Here is a 16,176-nt window from a genome sequence, read left to right as displayed (position 1 = left end):
GGCGCAGGCCGCGACAATGAAGGCAAGCGTCAGTGGTAGGAAGATTGCGACGTTTTTGCGCATAAGAGTGTTTAAAGGCCAATGGTCAAAATTCAATGCGCTTGTTCAAGCAAGTTCATGCAGAACGTACCTGCCGCACATTCTGGTCTCATAAACTTCTCCAGCCGACCACGAATAGGTGAAAGAAACGACCCCTGTGGTGCGGCATGATTCCTTTGATTTCGGGATTGTCATCCTCCTCCACGTCATTCAACATCCGCGCTTCTCATGAGCACCCCGTCCCTTCCCGATTCCAATGCGCCTTGGTACAAGCAGCTGACCGGCTACCACTGGTTTGTGCTGATCGTCGCATCTGCCGCATGGTTCTTTGACTGCCTGGACCAGCGCCTGTTTTCGCTCGCTCGTGTGCCGGCCTTGGTGGAACTGATGAAGCTGCCGCCGACGAATCCTGATTTGCAGGCCTTCGGCAAGGTCGTCACCGCCTGCTTCCTCATCGGCTGGGGCGTCGGCGGACTGACCTTCGGTGCCTTGGGAGACAAATTCGGCCGCGCCCGAATGCTGACGCTGACGATCCTGATATACTCCGCCTTTACCGGCCTGAGCTATTTCAGCCGAACCCAGCTCGACTTCACCATCTTCCGCTTCCTCACCGGCGTGGGCGTGGGCGGCGTGTTTGGCCTTGCCGTGGCATTGATCGCTGAAACCGTTCCCAATGGCGCGCGCACCCAGTGCCTTGGACTGCTTCAGATTCTCTCTACCATCGGGAACATCACCGCAGGCTTTGCAAAGATCGGCATTGATGCCTTGGAGGCGAATCACACCATCACCGCCGGATCTGGCTGGCGCTGGATGTTCCTCATCGGCGCGGCCCCTGCGCTGATGATCATCTTCACCCGTGGTTACCTCAAGGAGCCTGCCTCATGGCAGCACCTTAAGGACACCAACCAGCTGCCGAAAGGCAGCATCTTCGCCCCTTATGCCAGTCTGCTGGCCAGCGCCCGCTGGCGCAAAAACCTGTTCGTGGGCGCCGTCATTGCCAGCACGGGCGTGATCGGCCTTTGGGCCATCGGTGAATATGCCGTCGATTTGCAGAAGGTGGTGTTCAAACAGTACTTTGAAAAGGCGGGCGTCGCTCCTGACAAGGTGGCCGCCGAAGTGAACAATGCCATCTCCGTGGCCTATCTCTGGAACATGATGGGTGCTGCGGTCGGCATGACCTTGTTCACCAATGTGGCCAAGCTGGGCCGCCGCCTGGCCTTCTTCCTGGGCTTCAGTGCCGCACTTATTTCCACCTTCCTCGTTTATTGGAAGATGAGCGACCCGATCTCAGCGCGCTGGATGATGTTCCTCATGGGCACCGCACAGCTGAGTGTGTTCGCCGGCTTTGCCATTTATCTGCCGGAGTTGTTCCCGAACAAGCTGCGCAGCACGGGCACCAGCTTTTGCTACAACCTGGGCCGTTTCGCCGCCGCCGGTGGCAGCTTCTTTTCCGCCACACTCACTTCCGGCATCTATGGCAAGTTCGCTGCCCAGGATCCTGCGCTGCCACTGCGCTACGCGGCCATGACCATGTGCGCCATCTTCCTCATGGGTATCATCATTCTGCCGTTCGCTCCTGAAACCAAGGGCAAGCCGTTGCCGCAAGACGATTGAAATGACCGCTGCAGAACTCAAGACCACCACGCAGGCTCAGGCAGAAGCAGTTTCCCCCGAGGCGCTCGCCCTCTGGCATGCAAAGCAGGGGAACTGGGACGCCGCGCACAACATCGCGCAGGACATCCACACCAAGATGGGTTCCTGGATTCATGCGCTTCTCCATGTGATCGAAGGCGACCAGTGGAACGCGGACTACTGGTTCTCGAAAGCCGACAGGCCTTCGCGCGGCCCCAAGGAGATCGACAAACTTTGGGACGAAATTGCTGGTGTTGTGCTATCTTGATCACTCAAACAGTGAACAACGACCCCGCCAAACCCCAGCAGCGCTTCGAAGACTTGCGCGGCATCCTGCGCTACGTGCCTCAATTCCGGCAGCGCGTTTTTGTGATCGCCTTTGATGGCGCATTGATGATGCAGCCGGGCTTTGCCAGCCTGCTCCAGGACGTGGCGGTGCTGCAATCTCTGAACATCGAAGTCGTGCTCGTCTTTGGCGCACGTGCGCAGGTGCGCATGCTGGCCGAAAAGCGCGGCATCTCTCTCTACAATGACGACGGCATGGGCCGGACCGATGCCGCAGGCATCGAGATCGCGGTGGACGCCATCATGCGGCAGTGCAGCGACCTGATGGCTGATCTGACGGCACTGGAAATGCCCGTGGCTGTTTCCAATGCGCTCGCGGTGCATCCAGCGGGCGTGATTGACGGCATTGATCTGGAATTCACCGGCCGCATTGAGCGCGTCGATGAAGAATCCCTTCGGGCACTGCTCAAAGCCGACATCATCCCCATTCTGCCGCCGCTAGGATATGACGGCAAAGGCGCTACGCTGCGTTTGAACTCTGATGCGGTGGCCGTGGAGGTAGCCATCGCCCTGCAGGCGGCGAAAGTCATCTTTGTGGCCGAATCTGGCATCACCGCCGCCGACGGCACCCGTCTGGAGCAGCTCTCGGTCGCGGAAGCGAAGGAGATGCATAAACGCAAGGATTCCAAGCATGATGTGAGCATGCTCTCAAAACTGCGCTACGCAGCACTGGCCTGCCAGGAAGGCGTGCCGCGGGTTCACATCGTCGATGGCACGCAGGATGAAGCGCTGCTGGCCGAACTCTTCTCCAATGAAGGCGTCGGCACGATGATCCATGCCGATGACTACCAGCAGATCCGCAAGGCCCGCGCCTCCGACGTCCCTGCCCTGCTCTCCATGATGCAGCAGAGCGTGGACGATGCCGCGCTGGTGCCGCGCACGCGCGACCAGATTCAATCCAAGATCAAAGACTTCTTCGTGCTCGAACTCGACGGCAATCCCATCGGCTCCGTCGCCGTGCATGCTTATGAAGAGGACGGCCGAAAAATCGCCGAACTGGCCTGCCTCTTTGTGCGGCGCTCGCACAAAAACAAGAACCATGGCCGTAAGCTCGTGGCCTTCGCCGAAGAACAGGCGAGGCAGCGGAACTGCGAGATCATCGTGGCGCTCAGCACACAGGCCTTTCGCTTTTTCGAGGAAAAGATGGGTTACACCGTGACCGATCCTAGTGCCCTGCCTCTCAGCCGCCGTGAAAAGTACGACAAGAGCGGACGGAACTCAAAGGTGCTGGTCAAGGCGCTGAAATAGAACTGCCGTCCTGCTTGAGACGCGGCACCTTGGAATAAGCCAGCGCCTGCTCGACTATGGCGATCGCCTTGTCCTGCAGTTTTTCGCCGATGTAGCGCTGCTGAAAAACCACGCGGCATTTGCGGCTATCCTTGGCGAAGGCCACCCAGAAATCCGTCGATTTGATGCGTTCCGCAGCGCTCGTCGCATCGGACCATTCATATCGAATGGACTGGCTGCGCGTCACCTCATGCAGCCCCTGGGCGCTGAGAGTCGCGGAATAGCCCATGCTTTGCCATCCCAGCCAGGTTGCCCCCGTACCGAGTAAAAACAGCGCCACACCCAGGATGATGGACGGCCCGATGACCTTAAGGCGGCCAAAGAAACCGCCGTTGCCATATTCCAGCGCAAAGAATTTCACCCGCCCATACATGACCTTCACCAGCACGAAAGCGGCGATGATTAGCAGCGGCCCGCTGCCGAGCAGGAGGTAGGTGTACACGTCCCCGATCATGAGCGTCACACCATTGCCCGCATCCACTCCCTTGGTCAGGTAAGGGGAAAGGTCCGTTGCTTTGATGAAGTCGAGGGAAAGGGGCGGTAGTTTCATGAGGGGCCTTTTGGGCATTAAACCAAGCCGCCGCCTTGCACGTCAAGCCTTGCTTCCGTGACTTGTTTGTTGCCGGATGAAGTCCTGCACCGTCTCCACATCCGCAGCCATCGGCCAGGTTTGCAGCGGTTTAGACTTCAGAGCTTCGAGCGTCGGATGCGTCGGTTCGTTGCCGGTGGCCTGCTGTACCACTTCGGGGAACTTCGCCGGGCTCGCCGTGGCCAGCACCACGCTGACGCGGTCCTGCGCCATGTCGGTAAAGGCACAGGCGGTGTGTGGATCCAGCACATAAAGCCAGTCCTTCCACATCTGCGCAATGACGCGGACGATCTGATCGTCGTCCATCCGGGTGGAGCGCAGCGAGGTCTTGGGCAGTTCGATCTTGAAGGGCGCGCCCGATTTGATCTGCGCCATCACCTCACGCACGCGCTCCGCGCTTTGGCCCAGGATGTAATAGAGAAAGCGTTCGAAATTCGACGCGGCCTGGATGTCCATGCTTGGCGCATGGCTGGGGTGCACGTCGCTCTGGCTGTACTCACCACTGGTGAAGAAGCGGTGGAGAATGTCGTTTTGATTCGTCGCCACACGGAAGCCGCCTGCTGGCATGCCCATCTGCTGCGCCATCCATCCGGCCAGCACATTGCCAAAATTCCCTGTGGGCACGACGTATTCTGCGGTGGCACGAGCACTCTCCGGCAGCTTCAAAGACGCCCAGATATAATAAACACACTGCGCCAGCACACGGGCGATGTTGATCGAGTTCACGGCGGAAAGGTTCACCGAATTCGCGAAGGCGGTGTCGCCAAAGGTCTCCTTCACCACGCGCTGCGCGTCGTCAAAAGTGCCGGGCACGGGAATGGCAAAGACGTTGTCCGCTCCGGTGCAGGCCATCTGGCGCTCCTGCAACGGCGCGACGCGGCCATTCGGGTAGAGAATGAAAATCGTGATGCCATCGCGGCCCAGGCAGCCATGGATTGCCGCTGAGCCCGTGTCCCCCGAGGTCGCACCGAGCACGGACAGGCGTTTGCCCGTGTGCTCGACCTGGCGTTTGTAGAGCAGTCCCAGGAGTTGCAGCGCGAAGTCCTTGAAGGCCAGAGTCGGCCCGTGAAACAGCTCCAGCACGTAAGTCTTGTCCGTGATCTTCTTCAGCGGAGCCACGTCCGGCGAATCAAAGCGCCGGTACGCCTCCGCCGTAAGCTGATGCCACTCGGCATTGCTGATCTCCGGCGCGAACAGCGTAAAAAACTCCGCCGCGAGCTGCGGATAGGTCAGCATCGACCACGCCGGCAGTTTGTCAGCGATGTTCGGCAGCTTCTCCGGCAGAAACAGTCCGCCATCCGGTGCCAGCCCGGCTTCAACGGCTTCAGAAAAGGTATGCGGCTTCGTCTGGCCGCGGGTGGAAAGGTAATGCATGCGAATGATTGAGGGGGAGTATTCATGCGTGGAAATCAAGGAGACTCAACGAGTCTCTGCGGACATCATGCGCTGTCTTTCGTCCCCCTAGGCTACCCCCCAGGGCAAAGACTCACTTCTTCCGCGCAATGAACACATCCACCTGCTGCCCCACGTAGAGGGGCTGGTCCTTGGGTTTGTCGAGTTTGTAGATGACCTGCAAAACACGGGTGTCCACGCGTTCGGTGCTGGCACCTGTGAGGGAGACTTTGGGGATGACGTAGGGCTCGATGCGGACGAACTGCGCTTTGAACTTTTTCGAAGAGTCGCTCTTCAGCGAGAAGGTGGCGTCGCGATCAGAAGCCACTTCCATGGCGTTTTGTTCATCCACATCCGCGCGCACATGCAGCGTGGAGATGTCTCCCAGCACAAGCGCGGGCTCCTTGTTCGCCGGAGAGGCGTATTCGCCCGCACGAATGTTGACCTGGAGGATGGTGCCGGCCTTCGGTGCTTTGACGGTGAGGCGGTCGATGAGCAGTTCGGTCTGCTGCACGTCGGCCTTGGCGGAGGAGAGCTGCGCTTCAGCGGCCTGCATCTGTGCCTTGGCCACGAGCACGTCGTTGGTGCGGTTGCGAAGGTCGTCCTGGCTGATGGCACGCTGATCGGTGATGGAGGTCATGCGGTCGAGCATGTCCTGCACTTTCGCCAACTGCGCGCGGTTGATGGCAATGTTCGCCTGGGCAATGGCGATGGCAGCCTGCTGCTTGAGCAACGAGGCGCGCAGTTCGCGATCATCCAGGATGAGCAGTGCATCCCCCTCCTTGACGACTTGATTGACCGCAACTTTGACCGCTTCGACCAGACCCGGCGCCGGCACGCCAATGGCGACATTTTCGTCCTTGGCTTCGAGGATGCCGGTGGCCGCGATGTCATCGGGCGCGTTCTTCTGAGGCGGCAGGACAGGCGGTGGCGGTATCTTGGTTTCCTGGCTGCGGATGGTCTGGAGCACAAACCCCATGCCGATCACGCCCGCAACGGCAAGCAGGTAGGTGGAGTAGCGGATGGCGGTGGAGACGAGATTCATGGGCGGAGGTTAAATGAGAAATCGGAAAGGCGAATGTCGAATGCCATACGAAATTACGCTCGACGAGGGGGGCAAGAAAGTCTCAAATCGGCGGAATGAAAAATGAACCGGGCATTGCAGGGCAGATCCTCCGCCAGGGCGGCGAGGTGGTGATCATTATTCTGGTGGCTGCGGGGCTGCAGGCACTGTGGGGGGCGCACTGGTTGAGCGCACGCACGTTCTGCCTGGTGGTGCTGGCGGCTGCGTTCGCCAAGACGGTCTTCTTTTTCGTCGAAAACCTCCAGCACATCCTGATGGCCACGCAGGATGACATGCCCTATCACCGCGTTCTCGGCCTCATGGGTGTGAACATGGCGCAGATCACGCTGGCTTTTGCGCTCGACTACTGGTGCCTGGAAACGGCGGAACCGGCAAGTTTCAGCTCGATCGATGCCGCGTGGAACCAGAGTGAGCAGCTCTTTGAATTCTTCTTTTTCAGCGTGCTTAATTTCTCCTTCTTCGGCTTTGGCGATGTCACGCCGCTGACCATCCCGGCCAAGCTGGTCACGATGATGGAGGTGCTGCTGGCCTTTTTCACCGTGATCTTCCTGCTCTCGGATTTCGTCAGCCTCAAAGATTCGCTTCGTGTGCGGAAGCCGCGCGAAGACTGATCCGCATCTTGCACGTGTGGGCGGGCGCTCTACGCTGACGGCATGGACAGACCCGCCGCCATCGCTCAAATCCGCGAAGCCTGCAAAAACATCGCGCTGCAATTCATGAAGATTCACCCCGCCGTCCCCGGACTGGCGGATGAAGAAACGCAGAAAGAGTGCTTCCGCAGCGTACATGAAATGACCGTGCTGCTGGAAACCATCAAAAAGAAGATCGGTCGCTTGGAGCGCTCCGACGACAGCACCCTGCTCTGACGTTTGGCTTACTTGCCCAGCCCAGCCTCGCCCCTCATACGACAATTCACCATGAAATACGCCATTCTCAGTCTCCTCCTGCTGGCCACCAGCCTGCAGGCCGAGGTCAAACTGCCCGCCATTTTCTCCGATGGCATGGTTCTGCAGCAGGCACAGCTCGTCCGCATCTGGGGCACCGCTGAAGCCGGCGAAGACGTGAAGGTCACCTTTGGTGATCAGTCACACAGCTCGCTCACGGATCAGACCGGCAAATGGTCGCTCACGCTGAACCCCATGAACGCCAATGCCCAGCCCGCTGATCTCGTGGTGACAGGGAAAAACACGATCACGCTGAAAAACGTCCTCGTTGGCGAAGTGTGGGTCTGCTCAGGGCAGTCGAACATGCAGTGGACCGTCCAGCAGGCAGGCAAGGCCCAGGAGGAAATCGCCGCCGCCAATCAGCCTTTGATTCGCATGTTCAATATCGAACGCAGCCCGAGCATGACGCCACAGTCCGACTGCAAAGGCGCATGGAAAGATGCCACCAGCGCCAATGTGGGTAATTTCTCCGCCGTGGGTTATTTCTTTGGCCGGCACCTGCATCAGGTGCTGAAAGTGCCGGTCGGTTTGATCAACACCTCCTGGGGCGGCACGCGCGTCGAAGCCTGGACGAGCCGCGCGGCGCTCGAAGAACGCCCCTGCGCTGCCGAATTGCTCACCGACTGGAAAGATGCCGTCGCCAAATGGGATGGCCCCAAGGAACTGGCGGCTTTTGACAAACTTAAAGCCGACTGGCAGGCGCAGGTGCAGAAAATCGACGCCGAAAACGCCAAGCTGCCTGCCGATAAAAAGAAGACCAAGCCCCAGGCACCACGCCCGCCGGAAGATCCCACCAAGACACCTCACCACCCCGCTGTGCTCTTCAACGGCATGGTGGCCCCGCTGATTCCCTACGCCATCAAAGGCGCCATCTGGTATCAGGGCGAGTCCAACCAGCGCCGCGCCTTTCAGTATCAGGAGCTCCTGCCCACCATGATCAATGACTGGCGCAAACAGTGGGTGGATGCGTTCTCCTTTTACATTGTCCAGCTGGCGAACTATGGCAACGGCAAGCCCGTGACCACGGAACCCGGCATCCCCGACACCTGGGCCGAACTGCAGGAGGCCCAGACGCTGACGGCTCAGACGCTCGACAAATGCGGCATCGCCATCATCAACGACATCGGCGAGCAAAACGACATTCATCCCAAGAACAAACAGGAGGTCGGCCGCCGCCTCGCGCTCCTGGCACTGGCTCAGGACTACGGCAAGTCCGGTGCAGAATCCTGCGGCCCGCTCTACCTTTCATCCGTCGTTCAGGGAGACAAGATTCGCATTCAGTTCACCCACACCGGCTCGGGTCTGAAAACCCGTGATGGCAGTGAACCAAAAAGTTTCCAGATCGCCGGAGCCGATCAGAAGTGGGCATGGGCCAAAGCCAAGATCGAAGGCAGCGAAGTCGTTGTCTGGAGCGACGCCGTGCCGCAGCCGATCGGTGTGCGCTATGCCTGGGCCAGCTGGCCGGAAGGTGCCAATCTCATGAATGCCGAGGGCCTGCCTGCCTCCTGCTTCCGCACCGATGACTTTCTGCCGTCCACGCTCGGTGTCGTGTCGCCCTTCAAAGAGGCAGCACCAGCAAAGCCAGCGCCTGCCAAACCATGATCGTTCGAGCCTAGCGTGCATCTTTTCCTCGCTGAACCTGATACATCGCCGTTCCTCGCCGATGAACTGCGCCGCGCCGCGCCGGATGCTGCACAACGCGAAATCGAAGGCCTCGGAATAGCTGCGGACCTGAAGCTGGAAGGACTGCTGCTCGCCTTCGCGCGCCAGACACTGCCTGACGCCGTTGAGATTCATTCAGCCTCCATCAATGCTTGGGCAGACCGCATCATCGAAGCCACCGCCGGCATCTTTCCCGATGACCAGCCCTGGCGTCTGCATCTCTGGCCGCAATACGGTGAGGGCAAAGCGGGGCAGCATCGTTGTGAATTGATCCATGCCAGTTTGGAGGAGCGCCTGAAAAAGCGACGTAGAAAGCTGCTGCGCTCCTTGGTCGAATCCGACGCCGTCTTTGATGCGCAAACATCCCTCGTGCAGTGCATTCTCACCTCCCCCGAAACCGGCTGGCTTTCCACCTCGCACGCACCGCAACCGCATGCTCTGCGCAGTTTGATTTCGAGCTTCCCACGCGGCGAAGTGCCGCTGGCCGATGACAAAAGCGCCCCCTCCCGTGCCTTCACGAAACTGGTGGAGTCAGAGCAGCGTCTGGGACGTCAGATCGAGCGCGGTCAGACCTGTGTAGATCTCGGCGCTTCACCGGGAAGCTGGAGCTATGTGCCCATCCAGCGCGGAGCGAACGTCATTGCCATCGACCGCTCAGAGCTGCGGGAGGATTTGATGCGCAATCCGCGCCTGCATTTTCAAGTTGCCGACGCCTTCAAATACAAGCCACCGCAAACCGTGGACTGGCTTGTCTGCGATGTCATCGCGGCGCCGCAGCGCAGCATCGACCTGCTGCTCGAATGGCTGCGTGAGAAGCGCATGCGCAACTTCATCGTCACGATCAAATTCAAAGGCCACGATGAGTATCCGCTGCTCGATATTCTCAAACGCGAAGCGCCACTGCTCTGCGCCGAGTTTCACCTGACGAGACTCTGCGCGAACAAAAACGAAGTGTGCGCGTTTGGCGTGGTTTGAAAAACGAGTGAATGGCCCGACATAAGATTCCGTCTGATCCCCGCATGGTGATTTAGTCTTGCGACGAAATCTCCGTCCATGCTATCCAGTCTCCCACAACCATGAAGCTTTTCATTACTTTCATCCTTGGTGCCATCGCTGGTGCCTCTCTGTTGTGGTTTGGATTCAGCAAAACAATCGTGCCCATCGACAGACGTCTCGTTGCGGTAAATCGCTTCAACGGCTCGGCCAACGAAGTCTTCATCTCCTCCACGGAAGCCGAAAGACTCCGCCAGGACGAAGTCAAAAGAACCGCAGCACCAAAACCGCTGCAGGTGCCAAAACGCAGAGATATGACCGAAGCTGAGATCACAAAACTTGGATTCAAATGGGATGCGACGCACAACTCCATCCGTCTCTGCTTCCATAACCCATTCAATTCAGAAGTCACTCTTGATCGCGTACACGTGAGGATTCCTCAGCGCGGCGACCGTGCGGCGCTTGATCGTGAATACAACACGCAGGGACATGGCTGGCCTCTGGCAGACAGCGAGACACACCTTGATATGAAAGACGTACCGGCCAGCGACCTCCTAGAGGCGCAAATCACCCCCATCCGAGTGTCCATTTACGATTAACCACCGTCCTTAGTGCCTCAAAGACTTACAGCAGCGCCTCATGCGCCCGACCATCCTTGGCCTCGCAGTAAAGGATGAAGGACTGGTTCACCACCGAATAGCCGCCGGGAGTTGGATAGTCACCGCTGAAGTACCAGTCACCGTATTCCGCACCAAGAGCGTTGTGGAGGTCAGGAATGGTCTGGTAGATGACCTCGACGGTGCCATGCCACGGTGTGTCCTCAGGACTGATCATCTGGGCGATGCGCGCGGAGATTTCCTCGTCGGTGAAGGGGGCGTAGATGGCCTTCACGGCATTGCGCATTTCTTCCTTCGGCTTCTTCATCTCGGCTTTGCAGGCGAGATAAGTCTCATGCACGATGTGTGACATTCCACGCGTACGCAGCAGTGAAATGGCGGCCTGGAAGGCGATGAACTTGCCGAGTTCGGCCATGTCGATGCCATAGCAGTCGGGGTAGCGAATCTGCGGCGCGGTGGAGCACACGATGATGCGCTTCGGATTGGTGCGCGCGAGGATGCGCAGCAGGCTTTTCTTCAGCGTGGTACCACGGACGATGGAGTCGTCAATGACCACGAGGTTGTCCTTGGGCGTCACGACGCCGTAGGTGATGTCGTAGCTGCCAGAGACGAGGGCATCACGCCCCGTTTCCTGGGCGATGAAGGTACGCATCTTGATGTCCTTGAGGGCGATCTTTTCGGCTCGCGGCCAGTTGCGCAGCACCAGATCGTCGAGCTTGGCCTCGTCAAACTCACCACGCTTGAGCATGTCCATCAGCGCCTCTTTGACGACGACACGGCGGCTTTTACGCAGGCCGTCGAGGAAGCCAAAGTAGGCCGTCTCGGCTGTGTTCGGGATGAAGCTGAGCACGGTGTGCTCGAAGTCATTGTCAATGGCCTTGACGACCTGCGGCACCAACTGCTCACCGAGCGCCTTGCGCTGGTGGTAAATGGCGGAGTCGTTGCCGCGTGAGAAATAAATGCACTCGAACGAGCAGGGCTTGAATTCACGCGGCTCGGTGAACTTCTGGATGGTCATGCCGCCATCCGCTTTGATCACGGCCACGTGCGCAGGCGGGATTTCGTGGATGTCCTCTTCATTGACACCGAAAACGGACATCAGTGCGACGCGTTCGGAGGCGATGGTGAAGATCTCGTCGTTCTCGTAATAGTGGCAGGGGCGGATGCCGCTGGGGTCGCGCATGGCGAAGAGATCGCCATTGCCGATGACGCCAACGATGCTGTAGCCACCGTCCCAGCGTTTGGCGGACTCTTTAATGACGGCGGTCACATCCAGTTGCTCGCTGATGTGTTGAGGAATGTTTTCGCCAGGCATGCCGGAGTCGCGCAGCTCATGGTAGAGTTTGGTGTGCGCCTCATCGAGCTGAAACCCGATTTCTTCGAGCACACTCTGCGTGTCCGTGCCGAAAACGGGGTGCTGCCCTCGCTTCATCATCACCTCGTTGAGTTCGCGGGTGTTGGTGAGGTTGAAGTTCCCCATCACCATCAGCGTGCGGGTGGGCCAGGTGGTGCGGCGCATGTAGGGATGCAGCGCGCCTTTGCCAAAGTCACCGCTGGTACCGTAGCGCAGGTGGCCGATGTAAATCTCCCCGGCCATCTCGAACTCGCGCTTGATGGCGTCCGGATCGTCCTCAAAAGACACGAATTCCTTCCCTTCCTGGTCGCGCTCGTCCTTGCGCTGCTTGTCGATGCGGCGGGCGATGCGTTTGAACTCTTTGCGTTCATCCTCAAAGACTTGACCAATGCGTTCCACACTCTCGGTACTCCGCATGCGGAACATGTAAGGGAGGCCTGGAGGCATGCCGAGCTTGCTGCAGCCAATGCCCATGCCGTCCTGGCCGCGGTTACGCTGCTTGGTCATGATGGCCTGCAGGGCGTCAAAGCCGTAGAGGGCGTTGCCGTATTTTTGATAGAAGTATCCCAGCGGCTTTTTCAGCCGCACCACTGCTATGCCGCACTCGTGACTGATTGGGTCGCTCATCGTAAAGGAGCACCCATCATTGGCATGCCATTAGAGGAGTGCAAGACGTGGAAAAAGTTTCTCGCGGGTGTCTACCACTGCCTGTCAGGCGTAAAGTCACCCCCGCCGCTGGAATCCGGTGCGCACGTCCGGCCAAAGGTCAGGCCACGAATCTAATGACGAGGGAACACTGATGCCCCGGAAAATCCCATGGCATCTGCTTTTACCCCATATATTTCGAGCAAAACAAGATCCCTGGCTGTCAGGATGGCATGGTCCATGCAGTCAGAATTCCCAACCTCCCGATGAAAATTTTCTTATCCCACCGCTTTTGGCTGCACGCCTTGACGCTGGCGGCCTTTTTCACGCCAGCTTCCAGCTACCCGGCCATTCCAGAAATCAGCTCCCCCCTCCCCGTCCCGACAACGCCGGAAATCCCGCCGCTGGAGATTCCAGAGGAGCCGATGCCCGGAATCGTGCTGCGCAAACTCGCCTTTGACCGTGAGTTCGACTCCCCTGTCATGCTGGCCTCCATGCCGGATGCCGGCGGAGAGCAGGTCATTGCCATGCAGCGGGGTGAATTCTGCGCTGTGCGGCTGGACGGCAGCGGCCAGTGGCGGCCCTTTCTCGATTTCCGTGAGAAAATGAAGGGCGTCGTGCTCTTCGAGGAAGGCGTCCATGGCATCGCCTTTCATCCCCGCTTTTCTGAGAACCGGCTGTTTTACCTCAGCTACTCGCAAAATGAGCCCCGCCGCACGGTGATCAGCGAGATGCGCGCCTCGAAGGACTCCACTCCTGACGCACTGCCGGAGACGGAACGCGTGCTCATGGAGATTCCCCAGCCGCTGGCAGATCACTGGGGCGGTCACATCGCCTTCGGGCCGGATGGCTGTCTCTTCATTGCGCTCGGTGACGGCGGCCTCCGTGATGACCCCTATCGGCTGGCGCAAAACCCCTGGGTCCTGCATGGCAAAATCCTGCGCATTGATGTGAACGGCCGCAGCGGCAAACTGCCCTACGCGATCCCTGATGATAATCCCTTCACCAAAGTGCAGACCGTGCGCCCCGAGATTTTCGCCCTCGGCTTTCGCAATCCTTGGGGCCTCTCCTTTGATGCTCGCTCCGGCCAGCTCTGGTGCGCAGATGTCGGCCAGGACCTCTGGGAGGAGATCAACCGCGTCGAAAGCGGTGCCAATTACGGCTGGAGTGATCGCGACGGCCCTGCAAAAAGCGCCTTCCACGCTCATAGCTATCTCCCGAACACGGCAACTACCGATCCCGTCCATGCCTACACCCGCATGCGTGGCGAAGGCATCTGCATTGTCGGTGGTCTGCTCTACCGCGGCCAAAAACTGCCACAGCTCGACGGCGCATTTATCTTCGCCGACTGGGGCTACGGCAGCGTGTGGGCGCTGGGGATTGACCCCGCCAGCGGCCTGCCCGTACGCCGCAGCGTGCTTCACCGCAAGGACCCGGAGCACAAGTTCAACCCCACCCTTGTCACGGCAGATCTCGATGGCGAACCTGTGCTGCTCTCTCAAGACGGAGCCCTTTATCGCCTGGAGAAGGACGACGATTGAGCAAACCTTCACTGCAAGACCCTGACCATGGCCGCGTTCAAGGCGGGCCATGAATCGTTTCTTCGCCCTGTTCCTGCTGCTCAGTTCTGCTGCGGTCGCTCAATCGAAACCCGATGTCCTCTTCATCGCCGTCGATGACTTGAACGACTGGGTGACCTACCTTGGCGGCCATCCGCAGACGAAAACTCCGAACATCGACCGCCTCGTGGCCCGAGGCACGGCGTTCACCAATTCGCATTGCGCAGCACCGGCCTGCAATCCTTCACGGGCGGCACTGATGAGCGGTTTGCGTCCGTGGCAGACGGGGATCTACACCAATGGTGATCCGGCTCAGGGTGCGATGAAGGATGTACTCACGATCAACCGCCACTTTCTCGCCAGCGGTTACAACACTCTCGGCGGCGGCAAAATTTACCACGGCTACGGCAGTGAAGGACGCACCGATTCATGGACGAAATGGGAGGGCCTGTTTCCCTCCATTCAGGAACACGAGGAAAACATGAACGGCCTCAACCGCGGCCACTTTGACTGGGGTCCGGTGGACGCCAAGCCCTCGGACATGGGCGACTACAAAGCCACCGACTGGGCCATCAACCAGCTCAAGACCGCACCGCAGGACAAGCCGCTCTTCCTCGCCCTCGGCTACATCAAGCCCCACCTGCCATGGTATGTGCCCAAGGAGTACTACGACCGCTTTCCGCTCGCCGACATCAAGCTGCCGGTGACCAAAGAGCATGACCTCGATGACATCCCCAAAGCGGGCGTTCGCATGGCCGGCCCCGAGGGCGATCACGCCGCCGTGATCAAAGGCGACCAATGGAAGAAAGCAGTGCAAGCCTACCTCGCCACGATTTCATTCCTCGATGACCAAGTCGGACGTCTGCTCGACGGACTCGATCACAGCCCCCGCAAAGACAAGACCATCATCGTCTGGTGGACCGATCACGGCTGGAATCTGGGGGAAAAGGAGCACTGGCGGAAGTTTGCCCTGTGGGAGGAAACCACCCGCACCTCTATGGCCATCATCGCCCCGGGCGTCACCAAGCCGGGCACCACCTGCAGTGCACCGGTCGATTACCTGAACATGTATCCAACCCTCTGCGAGCTCACCGGTCTGCCCGTACCGGAGCATGTCAAAGGCGCAAGCCTGATGCCACTGCTGAAAGACCCCGCCGCCAAGTGGGACGGCGTGGCAGTCTGCACGCACGGCAAAGGCAATCATGCCGTGCGCGATGCCAACTGGCGCTACATCCGCTATGCTGATGGAACCGAAGAACTCTACGATCACACCAAAGACCCGTATGAATGGACCAACCTCTCTGGCGAGGTCGGCATGAGCGAGATCAAGGCCAAACTCGGTGCAGCCATCCCCGCCGCCGACGCTGAAATCAAACCAACGTCAGGTGATGGGAAAAAGAAAGGCGAGGGCAAAGGCAAGAAGAAGAAAAAGGCCGAGGAGTAGCCTGAATCTGTATGGCAGGGTGACTCGCAGAAGCCCGTCATGGCCCTTCATTCTCCACCGTGAAGTCAAGCCCCAGACCGTTCGGTTCGGGTGACTTCATCGCTGCCGCAAATTGCGCGAGACTCCAGCCCTGCGGACCGGTTTTCTTTGGATCAATTTTGAGTTCGTGGAAGTGAATGAGCAGCTCACCCTTGGCCTTGTCCACCGTCTCCAGTTCCACCCAGCCTTTCCAGCGCGTAAACAGGCCGTCCACTTTCGCGGCATGCTTCTCATAGCCCGGCACATGGAGTTTCAGCGTTGCCAGATAAGGTTTGCCGTGAATGGGCAGCGCCTCGCGTACAGCCTGCGCGATCTGGTGCTCGCTCGATACCTTCGGGTCAAAGACAACATTGGCGTTAGTGTCTATCACCTGCACGACCGTCGCATCTGCAACGCCCTTAGTTTCACTGATTGACTGCTGGACGACATAGACGCAGCTCCCGCACTCCACGCCTGAGACATAAAAGGTCACGGTCGGCTGCTTTTCGGCGGCATGGAGACCGGACATAATGGAACCAAGGAAGACGAGAAGGCGAAGTGTGTGTTTCATA

At 59.0% G+C, this 16,176-nt stretch carries 15 protein-coding genes; 10 read left to right on the top strand and 5 right to left on the bottom strand.

The genetic code is table 11. The annotated features are described in order from the left end of the window. Window positions 1–267 precede the first annotated feature (267 nt). Genes WAW39_RS08980 through argA form a run of 3 tightly spaced genes read left to right on the top strand, consistent with a single transcriptional unit; the run spans window position 268 to window position 3,264 of the window. The gene (locus WAW39_RS08980) at window positions 268–1,653 is read left to right on the top strand and encodes an MFS transporter (protein ID WP_422317942.1); all 1,386 of its coding nucleotides are present in this window, start codon (window positions 268–270) and stop codon (window positions 1,651–1,653) included. A 1-nt stretch (window position 1,654) separates the two neighbouring features. Then, entirely contained in the window at window positions 1,655–1,939 is a 285-nt protein-coding gene (locus WAW39_RS08975; protein WP_422317940.1) for a hypothetical protein, read from the top strand. Further along, on the top strand, window positions 1,936–3,264 hold the full coding sequence (argA, locus tag WAW39_RS08970; RefSeq protein WP_422317938.1) for an amino-acid N-acetyltransferase: 1,329 nt from the start codon (window positions 1,936–1,938) through the stop codon (window positions 3,262–3,264). The genes WAW39_RS08975 and argA overlap by 4 nt, the downstream gene beginning before the upstream one ends. Here argA and WAW39_RS08965 read toward each other — a convergent pair. From WAW39_RS08965 to WAW39_RS08955, 3 genes are all read right to left on the bottom strand, one after another. Continuing rightward, window positions 3,248–3,853 carry a hypothetical protein gene (locus WAW39_RS08965; protein WP_422317936.1) on the bottom strand — a complete coding sequence of 202 codons (606 nt, stop codon included), beginning with the start codon at window positions 3,851–3,853 and terminating at the stop codon, window positions 3,248–3,250. The genes argA and WAW39_RS08965 overlap by 17 nt on opposite strands. 42 nt (window positions 3,854–3,895) lie before the next feature. Continuing rightward, window positions 3,896–5,266, bottom strand: coding sequence for a threonine synthase (gene thrC, locus WAW39_RS08960; RefSeq protein WP_422317934.1), 1,371 nt, complete (start codon window positions 5,264–5,266; stop codon window positions 3,896–3,898). Between the two features lie 112 nt (window positions 5,267–5,378). Beyond that, window positions 5,379–6,329 carry an efflux RND transporter periplasmic adaptor subunit gene (locus WAW39_RS08955; RefSeq protein ID WP_422317932.1) on the bottom strand — a complete coding sequence of 317 codons (951 nt, stop codon included), beginning with the start codon at window positions 6,327–6,329 and terminating at the stop codon, window positions 5,379–5,381. 95 nt (window positions 6,330–6,424) lie between these two features. Between WAW39_RS08955 and WAW39_RS08950 the strand changes: the two genes are divergently transcribed. The 5 genes from WAW39_RS08950 (at window position 6,425) to WAW39_RS08930 (ending at window position 10,566) form a co-directional block, all read left to right on the top strand. After that, the gene (locus tag WAW39_RS08950) at window positions 6,425–6,979 is read left to right on the top strand and encodes an ion channel (RefSeq protein ID WP_422317930.1); all 555 of its coding nucleotides are present in this window, start codon (window positions 6,425–6,427) and stop codon (window positions 6,977–6,979) included. Window positions 6,980–7,021: 42 nt separating this feature from the next. Then, on the top strand, window positions 7,022–7,234 hold the full coding sequence (locus WAW39_RS08945; RefSeq protein ID WP_395732968.1) for a hypothetical protein: 213 nt from the start codon (window positions 7,022–7,024) through the stop codon (window positions 7,232–7,234). Between the two features lie 51 nt (window positions 7,235–7,285). Beyond that, window positions 7,286–8,914, top strand: coding sequence for a sialate O-acetylesterase (locus WAW39_RS08940; RefSeq protein WP_422317928.1), 1,629 nt, complete (start codon window positions 7,286–7,288; stop codon window positions 8,912–8,914). A gap of 15 nt (window positions 8,915–8,929) precedes the next feature. Next, window positions 8,930–9,949: an SAM-dependent methyltransferase gene (locus WAW39_RS08935; RefSeq protein WP_422317926.1), complete on the top strand. Its 1,020-nt coding sequence runs from the start codon at window positions 8,930–8,932 to the stop codon at window positions 9,947–9,949. A 101-nt stretch (window positions 9,950–10,050) separates the two neighbouring features. Further along, window positions 10,051–10,566 (top strand): hypothetical protein, encoded by a 516-nt coding sequence (locus WAW39_RS08930; RefSeq protein ID WP_422317924.1) that lies wholly within the window; start codon window positions 10,051–10,053, stop codon window positions 10,564–10,566. 25 nt (window positions 10,567–10,591) lie between these two features. Here the strand turns inward: WAW39_RS08930 and WAW39_RS08925 are convergent, their stop codons facing one another. After that, window positions 10,592–12,565 (bottom strand): amidophosphoribosyltransferase, encoded by a 1,974-nt coding sequence (locus WAW39_RS08925; protein ID WP_422317922.1) that lies wholly within the window; start codon window positions 12,563–12,565, stop codon window positions 10,592–10,594. A gap of 284 nt (window positions 12,566–12,849) precedes the next feature. On the opposite strand from WAW39_RS08925, the gene WAW39_RS08920 reads away from it, so the two are divergent. Continuing rightward, window positions 12,850–14,124, top strand: coding sequence for a PQQ-dependent sugar dehydrogenase (locus tag WAW39_RS08920; RefSeq protein WP_422317920.1), 1,275 nt, complete (start codon window positions 12,850–12,852; stop codon window positions 14,122–14,124). Between the two features lie 49 nt (window positions 14,125–14,173). Continuing rightward, on the top strand, window positions 14,174–15,586 hold the full coding sequence (locus WAW39_RS08915; RefSeq protein ID WP_422317918.1) for a sulfatase: 1,413 nt from the start codon (window positions 14,174–14,176) through the stop codon (window positions 15,584–15,586). Between the two features lie 37 nt (window positions 15,587–15,623). On the opposite strand, the gene WAW39_RS08910 is transcribed toward WAW39_RS08915, so the two are convergent. Beyond that, window positions 15,624–16,175, bottom strand: a complete 552-nt coding sequence (locus tag WAW39_RS08910) for a heavy-metal-associated domain-containing protein (RefSeq protein WP_422317916.1) — start codon at window positions 16,173–16,175, stop codon at window positions 15,624–15,626. Between the last annotated feature and the right edge of the window lies 1 nt (window position 16,176).

It is taken from the genome of Prosthecobacter sp. (genome assembly GCF_049294395.1).
Taxonomy (GTDB): Bacteria; Verrucomicrobiota; Verrucomicrobiia; order Verrucomicrobiales; family Verrucomicrobiaceae; genus Prosthecobacter.
This window is presented reverse-complemented; position numbering and strand designations above follow the sequence as displayed.